Source organism: Candidatus Pelagibacter sp. HIMB1505, assembly GCF_052047915.1.
Lineage (GTDB): Bacteria > Pseudomonadota > Alphaproteobacteria > Pelagibacterales > Pelagibacteraceae > Pelagibacter > Pelagibacter communis_A.
Window position 1 is genome coordinate 161,408 of the sequence record NZ_JBNAIR010000002.1, and the last position, 16,254, is coordinate 177,661.

The 16,254-nt window shown below is 27.1% G+C and carries 17 protein-coding genes; 10 read left to right on the plus strand and 7 right to left on the minus strand.

Annotated features, from left to right (window positions below):
• Window positions 1-2 precede the first annotated feature (2 nt).
• Both purN and purM read right to left on the minus strand, forming a co-directional pair.
• Window positions 3-587: a phosphoribosylglycinamide formyltransferase gene (purN, locus tag ACTTAU_RS07190; protein WP_438304105.1), complete on the minus strand. Its 585-nt coding sequence runs from the start codon at window positions 585-587 to the stop codon at window positions 3-5.
• Window positions 565-1,593, minus strand: a complete 1,029-nt coding sequence (gene purM, locus ACTTAU_RS07195; RefSeq protein WP_438304103.1) for a phosphoribosylformylglycinamidine cyclo-ligase — start codon at window positions 1,591-1,593, stop codon at window positions 565-567. The genes purN and purM overlap by 23 nt, the downstream gene beginning before the upstream one ends.
• Before the next feature lie 15 nt (window positions 1,594-1,608).
• Here purM and ACTTAU_RS07200 point away from each other — a divergent pair, with 15 nt between their 5' ends.
• Genes ACTTAU_RS07200 through aspS form a run of 3 tightly spaced genes read left to right on the plus strand, consistent with a single transcriptional unit; the run spans window position 1,609 to window position 5,111 of the window.
• A complete protein-coding gene (locus ACTTAU_RS07200) occupies window positions 1,609-2,664 on the plus strand; it encodes a hypothetical protein (protein ID WP_438304100.1) in 1,056 nt (351 codons plus the stop codon).
• Entirely contained in the window at window positions 2,661-3,323 is a 663-nt protein-coding gene (locus tag ACTTAU_RS07205) for a DNA replication protein (RefSeq protein ID WP_438304099.1), read from the plus strand. Before ACTTAU_RS07200 ends, ACTTAU_RS07205 begins: the two co-directional genes overlap by 4 nt.
• Window positions 3,324-5,111: an aspartate--tRNA ligase gene (gene aspS / locus ACTTAU_RS07210; protein ID WP_438304097.1), complete on the plus strand. Its 1,788-nt coding sequence runs from the start codon at window positions 3,324-3,326 to the stop codon at window positions 5,109-5,111.
• Here aspS and ACTTAU_RS07215 read toward each other — a convergent pair whose 3' ends face one another.
• The gene (locus tag ACTTAU_RS07215) at window positions 5,112-5,933 is read right to left on the minus strand and encodes a TSCPD domain-containing protein (protein WP_438304095.1); all 822 of its coding nucleotides are present in this window, start codon (window positions 5,931-5,933) and stop codon (window positions 5,112-5,114) included.
• A 114-nt stretch (window positions 5,934-6,047) separates the two neighbouring features.
• On the opposite strand from ACTTAU_RS07215, the gene ACTTAU_RS07220 reads away from it, so the two are divergent.
• Window positions 6,048-6,413 (plus strand): NADH-ubiquinone oxidoreductase subunit NDUFA12 family protein, encoded by a 366-nt coding sequence (locus ACTTAU_RS07220; protein ID WP_438304092.1) that lies wholly within the window; start codon window positions 6,048-6,050, stop codon window positions 6,411-6,413.
• Window positions 6,373-6,780 (plus strand): DUF2155 domain-containing protein, encoded by a 408-nt coding sequence (locus ACTTAU_RS07225; protein WP_438304090.1) that lies wholly within the window; start codon window positions 6,373-6,375, stop codon window positions 6,778-6,780. The genes ACTTAU_RS07220 and ACTTAU_RS07225 overlap by 41 nt, the downstream gene beginning before the upstream one ends.
• Here the strand turns inward: ACTTAU_RS07225 and accC are convergent.
• Genes accC through aroQ form a run of 3 tightly spaced genes read right to left on the minus strand, consistent with a single transcriptional unit; the run spans window position 6,777 to window position 8,984 of the window.
• Window positions 6,777-8,114, minus strand: coding sequence for an acetyl-CoA carboxylase biotin carboxylase subunit (gene accC, locus ACTTAU_RS07230; protein ID WP_438304088.1), 1,338 nt, complete (start codon window positions 8,112-8,114; stop codon window positions 6,777-6,779). The genes ACTTAU_RS07225 and accC overlap by 4 nt on opposite strands.
• A complete protein-coding gene (locus tag ACTTAU_RS07235) occupies window positions 8,114-8,548 on the minus strand; it encodes an acetyl-CoA carboxylase biotin carboxyl carrier protein (protein ID WP_438304086.1) in 435 nt (144 codons plus the stop codon). Before ACTTAU_RS07235 ends, accC begins: the two co-directional genes overlap by 1 nt.
• A complete protein-coding gene (gene aroQ, locus ACTTAU_RS07240; RefSeq protein WP_438304084.1) occupies window positions 8,535-8,984 on the minus strand; it encodes a type II 3-dehydroquinate dehydratase in 450 nt (149 codons plus the stop codon). Before aroQ ends, ACTTAU_RS07235 begins: the two co-directional genes overlap by 14 nt.
• Window positions 8,985-9,000: 16 nt before the next feature.
• Here aroQ and thiS point away from each other — a divergent pair, with 16 nt between their 5' ends.
• Window positions 9,001-9,219, plus strand: a complete 219-nt coding sequence (gene thiS, locus ACTTAU_RS07245; RefSeq protein WP_085114002.1) for a sulfur carrier protein ThiS — start codon at window positions 9,001-9,003, stop codon at window positions 9,217-9,219.
• 2 nt (window positions 9,220-9,221) lie between these two features.
• A complete protein-coding gene (locus tag ACTTAU_RS07250; protein ID WP_438304082.1) occupies window positions 9,222-9,992 on the plus strand; it encodes a thiazole synthase in 771 nt (256 codons plus the stop codon).
• On the opposite strand, the gene ACTTAU_RS07255 is transcribed toward ACTTAU_RS07250, so the two are convergent.
• Window positions 9,985-11,844, minus strand: coding sequence for an Rne/Rng family ribonuclease (locus ACTTAU_RS07255; RefSeq protein WP_438304081.1), 1,860 nt, complete (start codon window positions 11,842-11,844; stop codon window positions 9,985-9,987). The genes ACTTAU_RS07250 and ACTTAU_RS07255 overlap by 8 nt on opposite strands.
• A gap of 104 nt (window positions 11,845-11,948) precedes the next feature.
• Here ACTTAU_RS07255 and ACTTAU_RS07260 point away from each other — a divergent pair, with 104 nt between their 5' ends.
• From ACTTAU_RS07260 to ACTTAU_RS07270, 3 genes are all read left to right on the plus strand, one after another.
• Entirely contained in the window at window positions 11,949-14,288 is a 2,340-nt protein-coding gene (locus tag ACTTAU_RS07260; RefSeq protein ID WP_438304079.1) for a penicillin-binding protein 1A, read from the plus strand.
• 45 nt (window positions 14,289-14,333) lie between these two features.
• Window positions 14,334-15,383 (plus strand): peptide chain release factor 2, encoded by a 1,050-nt coding sequence (prfB, locus tag ACTTAU_RS07265; protein ID WP_438306228.1) that lies wholly within the window; start codon window positions 14,334-14,336, stop codon window positions 15,381-15,383.
• Window positions 15,380-16,254, plus strand: an 875-nt coding sequence (locus ACTTAU_RS07270) for a hypothetical protein (protein WP_440632954.1), incomplete at its 3' end; no start/stop codon positions are given. The genes prfB and ACTTAU_RS07270, both read left to right, overlap by 4 nt.

Genomic DNA, 16,254 nt, shown 5'->3' on the forward strand with positions numbered 1-16,254 from the left:
ATTTAAAGACTAGAAATTACTTTTTTTAAAGCTATTGGATACAGTAAATGTTCATGTTTTAAAATTCTTTTTGAGAGTTTTTCACTTGTGTCATTTTTAAAAATTTTTACCTTTTTTTGTAGAATAATTTTTCCTGCATCAAGTTTTGAATTAACATAGTGCACAGTGCAACCAGAATAATTTTCATTATTATCTAGTACTCTTTGATGAGTATTAAGGCCTTTGTATTTTGGTAGTAAAGAGGGATGTATGTTAATTATTTTACCTTTAAATTTTTTAATAAAATTTGCAGTCAAAATTTTCATAAACCCTGCCAAGCAAACAATTTGAATATTGTTTTTATCTAATTCGTTTAGAATATTTTTTTCTGAATTTATTATATCTTTATAATTTATTATTTTTTTTTTAATTTTATACTTTTTTGCATACTTTAATCCTTTTGCATTTAGATTATTTGAAATTACCAACTTAATTTTGTATTTTGAATCTTTTTTTAAAGAATGCTCAATTAAGTTTATAAAATTTGAGCCAGTACCAGAAATAAATACTGCAATATTAAAATTTTTAATCCCAGTTGATTTGGGCATTTAATTTTACTTTTCTTTTATCTCTAGTTATTTTTCCAATAACATAGGGTTCAAATTCTCTAGAAAAAAATCTGTTTACTTTATTCAATTTTTTTTGATCTACTATTAGGCAAAAACCAACACCACAATTAAAAGTTTTTAACATTTCTTTATCTGAAATATTATTTTTTTTTAGCCATTTGAATATTTTTAAAGTTTTAACTTTATTTAAATCTATATTTGCACATAATCCATCTGGTATTATTCTTTTTATATTATCAGATAGTCCACCACCTGTTATATTTGCACAGCCATTGATAAGATTTTTTTTATTTAATTTAAGGACTTCATCAACATAAATCTTAGTTGGTTTAAGGAGTTCTACTTTTAAAAATTTACTTTTTTTAATATTAATCTTTTTTTTATCCAAGATATGTCTCACTAGCGAGTATCCATTGGAATGAATTCCTGAAGAAGGGATTGCTAATATCAAATTTCCATTTTTAATCTTTTTTTTATCAAGTATTTTTTCTTGATCTACAATACCAACAGCAAATCCAGCTATATCAAATTTGCCTTTTTCATACGTGCCTGGCATTTCAGCTGTTTCCCCACCCACAAGTTCACAATTAGCTATTTCACAACCTTTTTTAATTCCTTTAATTATAGATTTAAGTTTGCTGAGAATGATTTTATTTAGTGAGATATAATCTAAGAATAAAATTGGTTTTGCACCTTGAACTATTAAATCATTAACACTCATTGCAACAAGATCTATGCCCAGAGTATCATATTTATTCAATAAATTTGCTATTTCTACTTTAGTTCCTACACCATCAGTGCAGGCAACAATTTTGGGTTTATTTATACCTTTTGGTATATCTGAAATTGAGCCAAACCCACCAATATTATTAAACTTTTTTTCACCTTTTTTTTTTGATGAGATCTTTGAAATGAAATTAACAAATTTATCAGCTGCTTCAATATTGACGCCACTCTTTTTATAAGTAAAGCTTTTGTTAATCATTATTATATTTTAAAGATGTATTATCAGAAACATTTATATATTTTTTTTTTAATTCTAGCCTTAAATTTATCTTTTTTTTCCACAAGTAAAGCTAAAGAATTTTTTATTAACGACATTGAAATTAAAGAAAAACTTGAGAATGATTTTAATAAAGAAAACCTCATAAACGAAGGTTTCCAAGAGGCATTTAATGAATTAATGACTAAATTAGTTCAATCAAAAAATCTAAATGAAGTGAAAAGTAATAATCTCAATCAAATTAAAAGTATGATTGAAACATTTACTATTGAAGAGGAAAAATTTATTAATAAGACATACAATTTAAAAATTGGAGTTTCGTTTAATAAAAAAAAAATATTTGAATACCTCAGTTCAAAAAATGTTTTTCCATCTGAAATCAAAGAGGAAAATTTTTTATTTTTTCCAATACTTTTAGAACAAGCAAATGATGATATTTTAATTTATTCTAATAACTCATTTTATGATAATTGGAATTCTATAGATAATAAAAATTTTTTAGTAAACTATATTTTACCCACAGAAGATTTAGAAGACTTAAATTTGATTAGAAAAAATTATTCAGAGATAGAAAATTATAATTTTGAAAATATTATAAAAAAATATTCAATGCAGAATTCAATTGTTGCTATATTTTTCAAAGATGAAAAAGAAATTAAGGTCTTATCTAAAATTGATATTAAAAATAATAAAGTAATTAAAAGCAATTCCTTTAATAATATAAATCTTAAGAATGATAGTGAATTAAAAAAAATAATCTATGAACTGAAGATTATTTATGAGGATTTTTGGAAAGAACAAAATATTATCAATACATCTATTAAGCTACCAATTTCAATTCAACTAGATGGTAAAAATTATGACCTATCATCAAAATTTGAAGAAATATTAAATGAGATAGATTTAGTAAATAATTTTTCAATAATTAGTTTTAATAAAGATTTTATAATTTATGAACTTATATTTAATGGAACACGAAAAAACTTTATAAATATTATGCAAGAACAAAACATTAATTTTGATACACAAAATAAAGTTTGGATATTGAAATGACAGATTTAAATCAATTAATTATTAAGTTTGATTATGAAAAAAATTTTAAAGATGAAGATTTTTATGTATCTACAAGCAATAAAAGTGTTTTTGACACCATAAATAGTTGGCCCAAATGGGAAAAAAATTTTTTAAATATTGTTGGTGATAAATATTCTGGAAAAACCCATCTTATCAATATTTTTTTAAAAAAATTTAAAGGCTTTAAATTAAATGCAAAATCATTAAATGATGAAAATCTTAACGAAATTAAGATTTATGAAAATATAATATTAGAAGATTTAGATGAAAATATAGATGAAAAATTAATTTATAGTTTATTTAATATTATAGATATCGACAATAAATATATTATAGCTACATCTCAAAAACCTATTACAAGTATTGATTTTTCATTAGTAGATTTAAAATCAAGAACAAAAAATTTTTTGATACAAATAATTGATAAGCCTGATGATGAATTATTGTTTGCTTTAATCTTGAAAAATTTATCTGATCGACAAATATCAATTGATGAAAAGCTTATAAATTTCATTATTAAAAGAATAGATAGATCGTATGGCAATATATCCAATTTCATATATAAGATTGACGAACTTAGTTTAAAAAAAAGAAAACCAATTGATTTTAGGCTGATTAGAGAAGTTTTGGGAGATTAATTGAGCAATAAATATCGCACACATAACTGTAATGAGTTAAGAAAAGAACATGTAAATAATAATGCTGTCCTTTCTGGGTGGATCAATAAGAAAAGAGATCATGGAAATTTACTTTTCATAGACCTTAGAGATAATTATGGCGTAACCCAATGTATTATAGATAAAGAAAACTCACATTTTAAACAATTAGAAAAAACTCAGTTAGAAACGGTTGTTAGAATTGAGGGCAAAGTAGTTAATAGGTCAGAAGAAACAATAAATAAGGAAATTGCTTCAGGAGAGATCGAAGTAGTTATACAAAATTTCAAAGTGCTTGGTACTTGTAAAGAACTACCATTGCCAGTTTTTAGTGATCAAGAATATGCAGAAGATATTAGATTAAAGTACAGATTTCTAGATCTTAGAAGAAAAAAAATTCATGAAAATATTATTTTAAGATCAAAAGTTATTTCATTTATCAGAAATGAAATGGGTAAGTTAGGTTTTTTAGAATTTCAAACTCCTATATTAACTTCCTCAAGTCCTGAAGGAGCAAGAGATTTTTTGGTGCCAAGCAGATTAAACCCAGGAAAATTTTACGCTTTACCACAAGCTCCTCAACAATTTAAACAACTAATTATGGTTTCAGGGTTCGATAAGTATTTTCAAATTGCCCCATGTTTTAGAGATGAAGACGCTAGAGCTGATAGAAGTCCAGGAGAATTTTATCAATTAGATTTAGAAATGTCTTTTGTAGAACAGGAGGATGTTTTTAACGTTGTTGAAAAATTAATGGTTAATACTTTTAAAGAATTTTCAAAAAAAAAGTTACTCTTTGATAAATTCCCAAGGATTACATACAAAGAAGCAATGTTAAAATATGGATCTGATAAACCTGATTTAAGGAACCCTCTAATTATAAATGATATTACCGAAATTTTTTCAAGAGATGATGTTAAATTCGAAATTTTTAAAAAACTTGTCAAATCAGGTTCTAGAGTGAGATGTATCGTAACAAAAAATACAAAAGATAAACCAAGAAGTTTTTTTGATAATATTGATAAATGGGCAAAAGAGCAGGGTGCATCTGGGCTTGCTTATTTTACTTTCGAGAAAGATGAAATCATATCTGGAAAAGGACCAGTTGGAAAATTTTTCTCATCAGAATCTTTAGAGGAAATTATGAAATTAACTGGAGCTGATATAGGTGATAGTATATTTTTAGCCTGTTCTAAACAACAGGAACTTGAAAAAATTACTTCTTTAGCAAGAACTAAAATTGCAAAAGATCTTGATTTAATAGATGATAATATTTTTGCTTTTTGCTGGGTGGTTGATTATCCAATGTTTGAAAAAGATGAGATGACTAATAAAATTGAATTTAGTCATAATCCATTTTCAATGCCGCAAGGTGAAATTGATCAAATAAATTTTGATAAACCTTTAGATATATTAGCTTATCAATATGACATTGTTTGTAATGGTATTGAGTTATCGTCAGGCGCTATAAGAAATCATATACCAGAATTAATGTATAAACTTTTCTCTATAGCAGGATATGACAAAGCAGTTGTTGATGAGAAATTTAGTGGAATGATTAATGCATTAAGTTATGGTGCACCTCCACATGGTGGTATAGCACCAGGAATTGACAGAATAGTTATGTTACTTGCTAATGAAAAAAACATTAGAGAAGTTACAATGTTCCCAATGAATCAAAATGCTCAAGATCTAATGATGAATGCACCATCAGAGGTTAATGAAAAACAATTAAAAGAATTGAGTATTAGCTTAAAAACTAAAAAATAATTATTTTTTTCCTTTTAAACTTATTTTAACATCTGAAAGATCAACAAGATTTTTCTTGTAATTATTTCTCACAAAACCTTTGCTAGTAATATCTTTTACTATTTTCAATAATTGATTTTGATCCTCTGAATTCATGTCTTCTTGTATAGCATTATCAGTTCCACCAATTGACGGAGTATGAGCTAAATCCTCTCTATTTTGATATGAAATAGCTAATTCTCTAAAAATATAATCAAGAATTGAAGTGGCACTCAAAATTCTATCATTACCATGGACTTTTCCTGAAGGTTCAAATTTTGTACCAACAAAAGCACTTATGAACTCGTCTAGTGGCACTCCATATTGTAGACCAAGAGATACAGCAATTGCAAAATTATTCATTAAAGCTTTCACTAATTCTCCTTCTTTGCTAGTGTCTATAAATATCTCTCCAATTTTACCATCTTCGTATTCACCAGTATGAAGATAAACTTTATGATCTCCAATTGTAGCTTTTTGGATATAACCTTTACGTCTATCAGGCATGCCAAATCTTTTTCCAGATTTTTCAGTTTTAGTTAAAATTTGATTTACATTTTTTTCAATATTTTCAGTTTTATTCTCTTTATTAGATGGAATTAGGTCGATTTTTTTATCTATGACCTTGTTATTATTTGGATCTAAATTTTTTGTTTTTCTGTTATCAAGTTTGACATCTAAAACTTCAAATTTTCCATCATCTCTTTTTTCAAGATTTTTTAATTCAGTCTCGTTTATCTCATCAAGATAATGATTAACCTTGAATGTACATGTATAGTAAGTTTCAACTAGATATTTTGCCATTTTACCCCAAATTTAAATTTTATTTTGATTAATGAATCAATTGATTTATATACAATTCCAAATTTTAGTCTAATTTAATTTATACAATTAACAATTGAATATAAAACTTTAAACATGCTGACAATTTTTAAAAAAATTTTCACTTGGTGGAATGTTGATACTTTTGGCACTAGATTAAAAACTATTTTATTTGGAAAGTTTGCTGGTTCAGATTCTTTTGGAAATAAATATTATGAGAGCAAAAATGGAAAACGATGGGTGATTTATGCAGATGAAATTGATGCATCAAAAATTCCAGTCGAGTGGTATTCTTGGATGCACTTCACACCTAATAAGATTGAAAAAAAACATGAATTAGATAAATACGATTGGCAAAAACCACATCAGCCAAATCCCACTGGCACCGAACAAGCCTATTATCCTAACAAAAATAAAGAAAATGCCATTAATAAAAAATATAAAAGTTGGAAATCTGAATAAACTTCTAATTAGCTTTATATTTTGTATTATTTTTTCTCAATCATCTTACGCTCAATCAATTGAAAATTTTTTAGGTAAAAATACTGATATTAAAATTTTAGATAAAATTAGTTCTAAAAATGAACTGATAGATTTAATAATTGGTGAAGAGATTATTTATAAAGATTTAGCAATTAAAGTAATGAAATGTACTAACTCAGAGCTTGATGATAATCCTGAAGTAAAAGCCTATATTCAAGTAAGAGATTTAACAAAAATTAATAATGATAAAGTATATGTATTTAACGGATGGATGTTTTCTTCAAGCCCATCAATTGCACCCTTTGATCACCCTGTTTATGATATTTGGTTGGTTAATTGTTATTAAATTATTTTTTCTTTATCTAACCAGCTAACATTAAAATCTGAATCTATAAATTTTTTATGATTTAATAGTTTTTTATGTAAAGGGATAGTAGTTGTAATTCCTTCTATAACAAATTCATCAAGTGATCTGTTCATTCGTTGAATTGCTTCTGTCCTATTTCTACCATGGCATATCAGCTTACAAACCATACTATCATAAAATGGAGTTACTTTATAACCTTGGAAAATTGCACCATCCACTCTTGTTCTAAAACCTGATGGTTGATGGCACATACTAATAATGCCCGGCGATGGTTGGAAATTTTTGCTTGGATCTTCAGCGTTAATTCTACATTCTATTGCATGTCCTCTAGGATTGATGTCTGACTGTTTTAGAGCTGTTTCTCCAGTATATGCTATCCAAATTTGCTCTTTAATTATATCTATACCTGAAACCATCTCAGATACGGGATGCTCTACTTGAACTCTTGTGTTCATTTCTAAAAAATAGAATTTTCCATCTTCATATATAAATTCTACTGTTCCAGCGCCTTCATAACCAATTTTACTTACCATTTTAACAGTTCGTTCAAAAAGATCTTTTCTGATTTCGTCATTTAAAACTGGACTTGGTGTTTCTTCTATAAGTTTTTGATGTCTCCTTTGAACTGAACAATCTCTTTCATGTAAATGTACTGTTCTATTTTTACCAGCTAAAACTTGCACTTCTATGTGTCTTGGGTTTTGGAAAAATTTTTCTAGATAAATTTCATCGTTTCCAAAATATTTAAGTGCCTCAGATTTTGCTGTTGAAAACATAGTTTCAAAATCTTCTTCTTTTTGAACTATTTTCATGCCTTTTCCACCACCACCCGCAGATGCTTTTATTAAAACTGGAAAGCCAATTTTTTTACATAGCTCTTTTGCTTCTTTAACATCTCTAACTCCACCTTCGGATCCCTCAATAACAGGTAACCCATTTTCTTTAGCTATTTTTTTTGCCTGGATTTTATCTCCCATCATTTCAATTAATTTTGATGAAGCCCCAATAAATTTAATATTATTTTCTTCAAGCACTTTTGCAAAATTTGCATTTTCTGATAGGAAACCATAACCGGGGTGTACAGCCTCAGCATTTGTAATTTCTATTGCTGACATCAAATTTGGGATATTTAGATAGCTATTTGCAGGTTGATGTGATCCAATACAAACACTTTCATCTGCCATTCTTACATGCATGCTGTCTCTGTCGACATCTGAGTGAACAGCAACAGTTGCTATACCCCATTCTTTACAAGCTCTTATTACCCTAACCGCAATTTCCCCACGGTTTGCAATTAGAATCTTTTTAAACATTATTCTAGGATTATAATTGTTTGTCCAAACTCAACTGGCTGACCATCTTCAACACAGATTTCCTTTACAACTCCATCTGCAGTGGAAGGAACATGATTCATAGTTTTCATTGCTTCAACTATCATAACAGTGTCACCCTTTTTTATTTTTTTTCCAATCTCAACAAATTTTTTAGCACCAGGCTCTGGAGCATGGTAGGCTGTACCAATTATAGGTGAAGTAACTTGAATACCAGAAGTTGATTTGTTTTGTTTAACAGGATCTTCTCTGACAACCGATGAGTTTTGCACATTTGGTGTAGCTTGATTGTTTATTGATACATTATTTTTTGAAACTTTGATTTTTGTATCTTTGTCAGTAAATTCTATCTCTGTAAGTTTAAATTCTTCTAAATATTCGCTTAACTCTTTTATTAAATTTTTATCTATTTTCATTTTTAATCATCTTTTCCAAGGAAATTATGGCCAAAATATAACCCTCTGAACCTAATCCAAATATTCCTCCAGTTACTATATTACTTATTAAAGATTTATGTCTAAATTCTTCTCTTTTATATATGTTAGATATGTGTAATTCAATAATTGGTTTCTTAAAGACATCAAGTGCATCTCTTATAGCTACGGATGTATGAGTATAGCCAGCAGCATTAATAATCATTCCATCGAAATTATTTCTAGCATCTTGAATTTTGCTAACAATTTCTCCTTCAACATTGGATTGGAAAAACTCTGCATCGATCTTTAATTCTTTAGTTTTTTCAATACATTTTTTTTTAAGATCTTCAAATGTAATTGACCCATATTGTGATTGTTCTCTTTCACCTAATAGATTAAGATTGGGACCATTGATAATAATTATTTTATTATTCATTCATCTTTTATACACAATGAAAAAAATAAAAAAAATAAAAATCAAAATTAATGGTAAAATTGTTTCAATTGTTGAAGGATTATCTTTAAGTCGGATTATAAAAGACTTTAAAATACCTTTAAATAAAGTTGCTATAGAACTAAACAAAGAAATAGTAGATAAAAAAAGAATTAATAAGATTAAAATAAAAGATAAAGATATGATTGAAATTGTACATTTTATAGGGGGTGGATAGCAATGGTAGATCAATTTAAAGTTGCTAACAAAAAATTTAATTCAAGGCTTATTGTTGGTACAGGTAAATATAAAAGCATGTCTGAATGTGCCAAGGCAATAAAACTTTCAGGAGCAGATATAGTAACTGTTGCCGTGAGAAGAGTAAATATTTCTGATAAAAATAAGCCTTTGTTAATGGATTACATTGATCCAAAAAAAATTACATATTTACCAAACACAGCAGGCTGTTTTACCTCAGAGGATGCCTTGAGAACATTAAGATTAGCTCGAGAAATAGGAGGATGGAAACTTGTAAAACTTGAAGTTCTAGGTGATAAAAAAAATCTTTTTCCTGACATGGTAGAGACTTTAAAATCTACAGAGGTTTTATCTAAAGAAGGATTTAAAGTGATGGTTTACTGTAATGATGATCCTTTGATGGCTAAACGTTTAGAAAATGTTGGTGCTTCAGCGATAATGCCTTTAGCAGCGCCAATAGGTTCGGGGTTGGGAATTTTAAATAAAATTAATGTTCAAATAATAAGAAAACAGACAAATTTACCTCTAATAATTGATGCTGGTCTTGGTCAGGCTTCTGATGCAACTATAGCGATGGAATTAGGGTGTGACGGTGTTTTAGTTAATACAGCAATAGCCAAGGCAAAAAAACCTTATGAAATGGCTCAAGCGTTTAAAAATGCAGTTATTGCTGGAAGACAATCTTATCTTTCTGGAAGAATAGAAAAATCTATAATGGGAAATCCATCATCTCCTATCGCTGGAATTATTTAGTTTTTTTCTTAAAAAATTTTTTTTTAAAATTCTTTTTTTTATGAAATTTTTTATTCTCTTTATTGTTTAATAATTTTTCATCTACTTTTTGCTGTTCTAGATTTTTTAATTTTTCATAATGCTCAACTAATTCAATAGTTTTATTGGATTTGTTTTTGAGATCAATAATATACTCAGGAATAATAAGTGAATTATCTGTTATAATATCAATTTTCATTTTATTTTTTTTTTCAAAGTAAGTTAAGTCGTCAACAAAATTTTCTTTTAAAAAATCAGAGATTTTTTCACAAACTTTTAACTCTACAAATTTGGCTTTACTCAGCACTGATTTTATTTCCACAATTTTCAAAAGCTTTTGAGCAAATGACTCATCTGTTAGCTCAACTTTCCATTTAACTGCACTTTCTCTAAGTCTTTGTCTAGACATTTCTAGTAATCCAAAATTACTAATTCTACCAATTTGTATTCTAGCTCTATCCGTTCTACATTTTTCTTTTAATCTTCTTTCAACCATTCTTCTATTTCCGTAGCTGAGCATATCAATAAAATCGATAATTATTAGACCTGAAAGATCTCTTATTTTGATTTGTCTTGCGATTTCTTCTGCAGCTTCTAAGTTTGTATCAAGTGCTGTGCTTTCAACATTTTTTTGTTTTATGGAACTACCAGAGTTAATATCTATTGAAACTAGAGCTTCAGTTGGATTAATCACCAAATATCCTCCAGAATTTAATTTGATCTCAGATTCAAAGATTTGATTTAATTTTTGCTCAATATTTTCCTCAATAAATAATGGAACTTTACCTCTATATTTCTTAATTTTTTTTACATGTGATGGCATCATCATCTTCATAAAGTTTTGAGCTTTTTTATAACCTTCGTTACCTTCTATGATTACATTTTTTGTATTTTCATCGTACATATCTCTTAGAGTTCTTTTTATTATTTCACTTTCTTGATGAACTAAAGAGGGAGCAATAGAATTTAAAGCAGTATCTTTAATTTGGTTCCATGTATTTTTTAAAGTTTCAAGGTCTTGGTTAATCTCATTTTTAGTCTTATTACTTCCAGCAGTTCTTACTATCAGGCCCATCTCTTTTGGAATTTCAATTTCATTTAAAATTGATCTAATTTTTTTTCTATCAGCAGGATTAAATATTTTTCTTGAGATACCGCCGCCTTTAGGGGTGTTTGGCATTAATACAATATATTTTCCAGCAATAGAAATGAATGTACTGAGCGCAGCTCCTTTTTGACCTCTCTCATCTTTGATAACTTGAACAAGAATGACTTGATTTGGTTTTATTACTTCCTGAATTTTATATCTCTTAAATCTAAAAGGCTTTATTTTTGGTTTATTAATTTCACCTTCAGTTATTTCGTTAACAACTTCGTCTGAATTTTCGTTTTCAGAAAGTGCAATTTGAGTGTTATCATTGGCTAACTCACTTTGTTGAATTTCATTTGTTTCTTTTTCAACTTCCAAAGGATCATCAATTTCTAGTTTACCCTCAGCTAAATTTTTTTCTTCTTTTGCCTCAATTTCTTTTGAAAGCTCTTCTCTAGCTTGCTCTTCTTGTTGCTTAATTATCTCTAAATCACTTTTTGGAATTTGATAGTAATCTGATTGAATATCATTGAATGATAAAAAACCATGTCTATCTCTTCCGAAATCTACAAAGGCTGCCTGTAGAGAAGGTTCAATTCTACTTACCTTACCTAAGTAGATATTATTTTTAATAAGTGTATTTTTTAAACCTTCGTATTCGTAATCTTCAATATTATTTTCTGATTTAAGAACAACTCTAGTTTCATTTGGATGCGAAGCATCAATGTATAAATTTTTTTCCATATGATTTGATTAAATTGATTCATTATTTTTTAATTTTTTATATAAAATTTTGTTTGTTAATAATGCCTTATCTTTAACAAATTCCATTATATAATGGAAATGAAATGACAAATATAATTAAAAATACATTAATTATAACTACTAGTCTTTTATTGCTATCACTGGTAACTGTTTTGATAGTTTTATGGACTTTTTCAAATAGTATCCCAGATTATAGGTTTTTAAAAAACTACAAACCGCCAGTATCAAGTAAAATGTATTCAGGAGAGGGTGATTTAGTTGCTGATTTTTCAAAAGAAAAAAGAATTTTTGTACCTTATAATGCAATTCCTAAAAATGTAATAAATTCATTTTTATCTGCAGAAGATAAGAATTTCTTCTCTCATCCTGGTGTTGATGCAAAGGGATTAATGAGAGCAATAATAAATAATATTGAAAATATCATTAATTCTAAAAGATTAGAGGGAGCATCCACAATAACTCAACAAGTTGCTAAAAACTTTTTATTAACAAATGAAGTTAGTATTAATAGAAAAATTAAAGAAGCAATACTGGCATTCAGAATTGAAAGAGCTCTAACAAAAGAAAGAATATTAGAATTATATCTCAATCAAATTTATCTTGGAAGTGGTGCCTATGGTGTGGCAGCTGCTAGTCTGGAGTATTTTGATAAATCTATTAAAGAATTAAATTATAATGAAGCAGCATTACTCGCAGCATTACCCAAAGCACCAAGCAGATACAACCCTTATAGAAATAAAGACCTTGCAAAATTTAGAAGAGACTTGGTTTTAAAAAATTTAAATGAAAATGATTTTATAAGTCAAAAAGAATATGCTCAGTTTAAAGATAGTCCAATTGAATTAAAAAAAACAAAAAAAGTTTTTTTTGAAGACTCTCAATATTATATTGAAGATGTAAGAAAAAAAATTATTGATCAATTGACTTATGAAAAAGTTTACAAACAAGGATATAATATTAACACACCGATTAATCTTGAATTACAAAAAATAGTCACCCAATCTTTAAGGAATGGATTACTTGCATATGACAAAAGAAAAGGTTGGAGAGGACCATTAAAGAATATTGAATACACTGATAATTGGTTAGAAAAAATTGAAAAAAAATTTAGATTAGAAAAATCAATTGGATGGCAATTAGCAATTGTTAAACAAGTAAATCAATTTAACACTATAATTGAGACTGAAAAAAATATTTTAGGGACAATAGAGTATAAGGATATTTCTTGGACTAAAAAAGATTTTAAAGATTTATTGAAAATTGGTGACATCATATATGTAAAAAAAATTGATAAGAATTATTTCAGTCTTGAACAACTCCCAAAAATAAATGGTGGCGCTGTAGTCATGGATCCATTTACAGGAAGAGTTTTAGCTTTAAGTGGAGGCTTCAGTTTTAAAAACAGTGAATTTAATCGTGCAACTCAGGCACTTAGACAACCAGGGTCAGCTTTTAAACCTTTTGTCTATGCGCTCGCTTTAGAAAATAAATATACCCCATCTTCATTAGTCTTAGATGCGCCACTTGTTTTAGATCAAGGTGTTGATTTAAAAAAATGGAAGCCTGAAAATTATGGTAAAAAATTTTATGGTCCTTCAACATTGAGAGTTGGTTTAGAAAAATCAAGAAATCTTATGACAGTCAGAATTGCTCAAAATCTTGGTATGGATAAGATCACACAATTCTCAAAAGATATTGGAATATATGAAAAGCCTGAAGAGCTTTTATCAATATCACTTGGTTCTGCAGAAACTACATTAATAAATCTAACTTCTGCTTATTCATCATTTGTAAATGGTGGCAAATTAGTGAGTCCAATTTTAATTGATAGAATTCAAGACGGTGAGGGAATTACAATCATAAATAATGAAAATAGAAAATGTAAAAATTGCGAAAGTGTTTCATTTACTGGTAAAAATTTTCCAAAAATAGTAGACAATTATAAACAAATTTTATCCCCTCAAACGGCATATCAAGTGACATCTTTATTACAGGGTGTTGTTGAAAGAGGAACAGGAAAAAAATTAAAAAAACTTGGATTAAATTTAGCTGGAAAAACTGGAACTACTAATGATAACACAGATGCTTGGTTTATAGGTTTTACCTCAAATTTAGTGATAGGAGTTTATGTTGGTATGGATAATCCAGAACCACTTGGTAAATTTGAAACAGGATCTAAAGCAGCCTTACCAATATTTGAGGAATTTGTAAAAAAAGCAGTAAAAAAAGTTGATGCTAGACCTTTTAAAGTCCCTGAGAATATTACTCTCATGGTTGTGGATCCCAATACTGGCAATAAAGCAAAATTTAATTCTAAGAATACAATTATAGAGTCTTACAAAAGTCAAAATATATCTAATGGTAAAATTTTGTATTCAAATAATAATAGATTAGATACTAATAATATATTAAAGTTTTACTAATGGATGACAAATATTTAACATTTAAAAAAGAAATAGAAAAAATTAATAATAGAGTTAAGGAGTATCTTTGAAAAAAATGATATTCAATCTAAGTTAAATAATCATAATAATAAAATCTTAGAAGAAAATTTCTGGCAGGATAAATTAAAATCGCAAAAAATTTTAAAAGAAAAAAAATTATTTGAAGATTTAATAAATTCTTATCAAACATCTCTAAATCAAATTAATGATCTTGATGATTTATATCAACTAGCATTGGAAGAAAATAATTTGGAAATTCAAAATGAGGTGAACCAAAATATATCTAATCTTAGAGTAGCGGCAAAGCAAATTGAAATAAAATGTTTTTTATCAAATGAAGCTGATTTATTAGATGCTTATGTTGAAATTCATGCTGGAGCAGGAGGAACAGAAAGCCAGGATTGGGCGGATATGTTAAGAAGAATGTATTTAAAATGGTCAGATAATAAAAATTTTAAATATCAAATAGTAAGTGAGCACAAAGGGGATGAAGCTGGCATAAAGTCGACAACTTTAAAAATTGAAGGAGATTATATTTTTGGTTGGTTAAAAAATGAAAGTGGTATTCACAGATTAGTTAGAATCTCACCATTTGATTCTGGTGCTAGACGACATACAAGTTTTGCAAGTGTCTGGGTTTATCCAGTAGTTGATGAAAATATTAATATTGAAATTTTAGAAAAAGATTTGCGTATAGATACTTATCGATCGAGTGGAGCAGGTGGCCAACATGTTAACACTACTGATAGTGCTGTTAGGATAACTCATATGCCTTCAAAAATTGTTGTTCAATGTCAAAATGAAAGATCACAACATAAAAATAAAGAAACTTGTATGAATATGTTAAGAGCAAGATTATATGATTTTGAAATGAAAAAAAAAGAACAGCAAAATCAAAATAATGAAGCTACAAAATCTGAAATAGGATGGGGTCATCAAATAAGGTCTTATGTATTACAGCCGTATAGATTAGTTAAAGATAATAGAACTAACCATGAAAGCACAAGTCCTGATAAAATTTTAGATGGAGAAATTGACGAATTTTTAGAACAATCTTTATATCAAATTAGATGAAAAAATTAATCTACAGAATAGTAATTAGCTTGGTTTTAATAACAATTTTAAGTATTACTTATCTAAGCACTATAGGTGTAAAAACAGAAAAATTTAATAATCAAATAATTTTAAAAGTTAAAGAAATCAATTCGAATTTTGATCTAAAATTAAATCAAATTAGTGTTAAATTAAACCCAATAACCCTTACAATTAATTTAAAAACTTTAGGAACCAACTTTTCATTTAAAAATGAAATTATTCAACTTGAAAACTTAAAAACTCAAATTTCATTAAAGTCAATTTTTAAAGATGAGTTTGCATTAAATGAAATATTAATTTCAACTAAATCTATTCCTATTAAAAATTTAATTATTTTAGCTAAAGAGTTTACAGATTCTCATCAGTTATTATTTGCTAATCAGATTTTAGATAATGGATATATTGTTGCGGATTTAAAATTTGAATTTGATGAAATTGGAAACTTAAAAGATAATTTTATTATAAAAGGATTGGTTAATAACGCTCAACTTTCAGTATCAAACAAAAAAATAAGTAAATTAAATTTTATTTTTCAAGCTAACAATAAGGAATTAAATTTAGAAGATTTAACATTTTCATTAAATAATAAAAATTTAGTGATATCAAAACTTAAAGCTGAAAAGCAGAATAATAATGTTTTGGTTGAAGGTAATATTCAAAATAAAGATCTAAATTTCCAAAAAGATGAACTTAAAAAATTTATAGATAATGAGTTTTTGAATACAAATTTAAACAATTTATTTTTTAGTTCTGACTCTGATTTTAAATTTTATATAGACCAAAATTTTAAGATTAAAAATGTAAATAAAAAATCATTAATCAATATTAAAAAATTAGATATTAATAATTC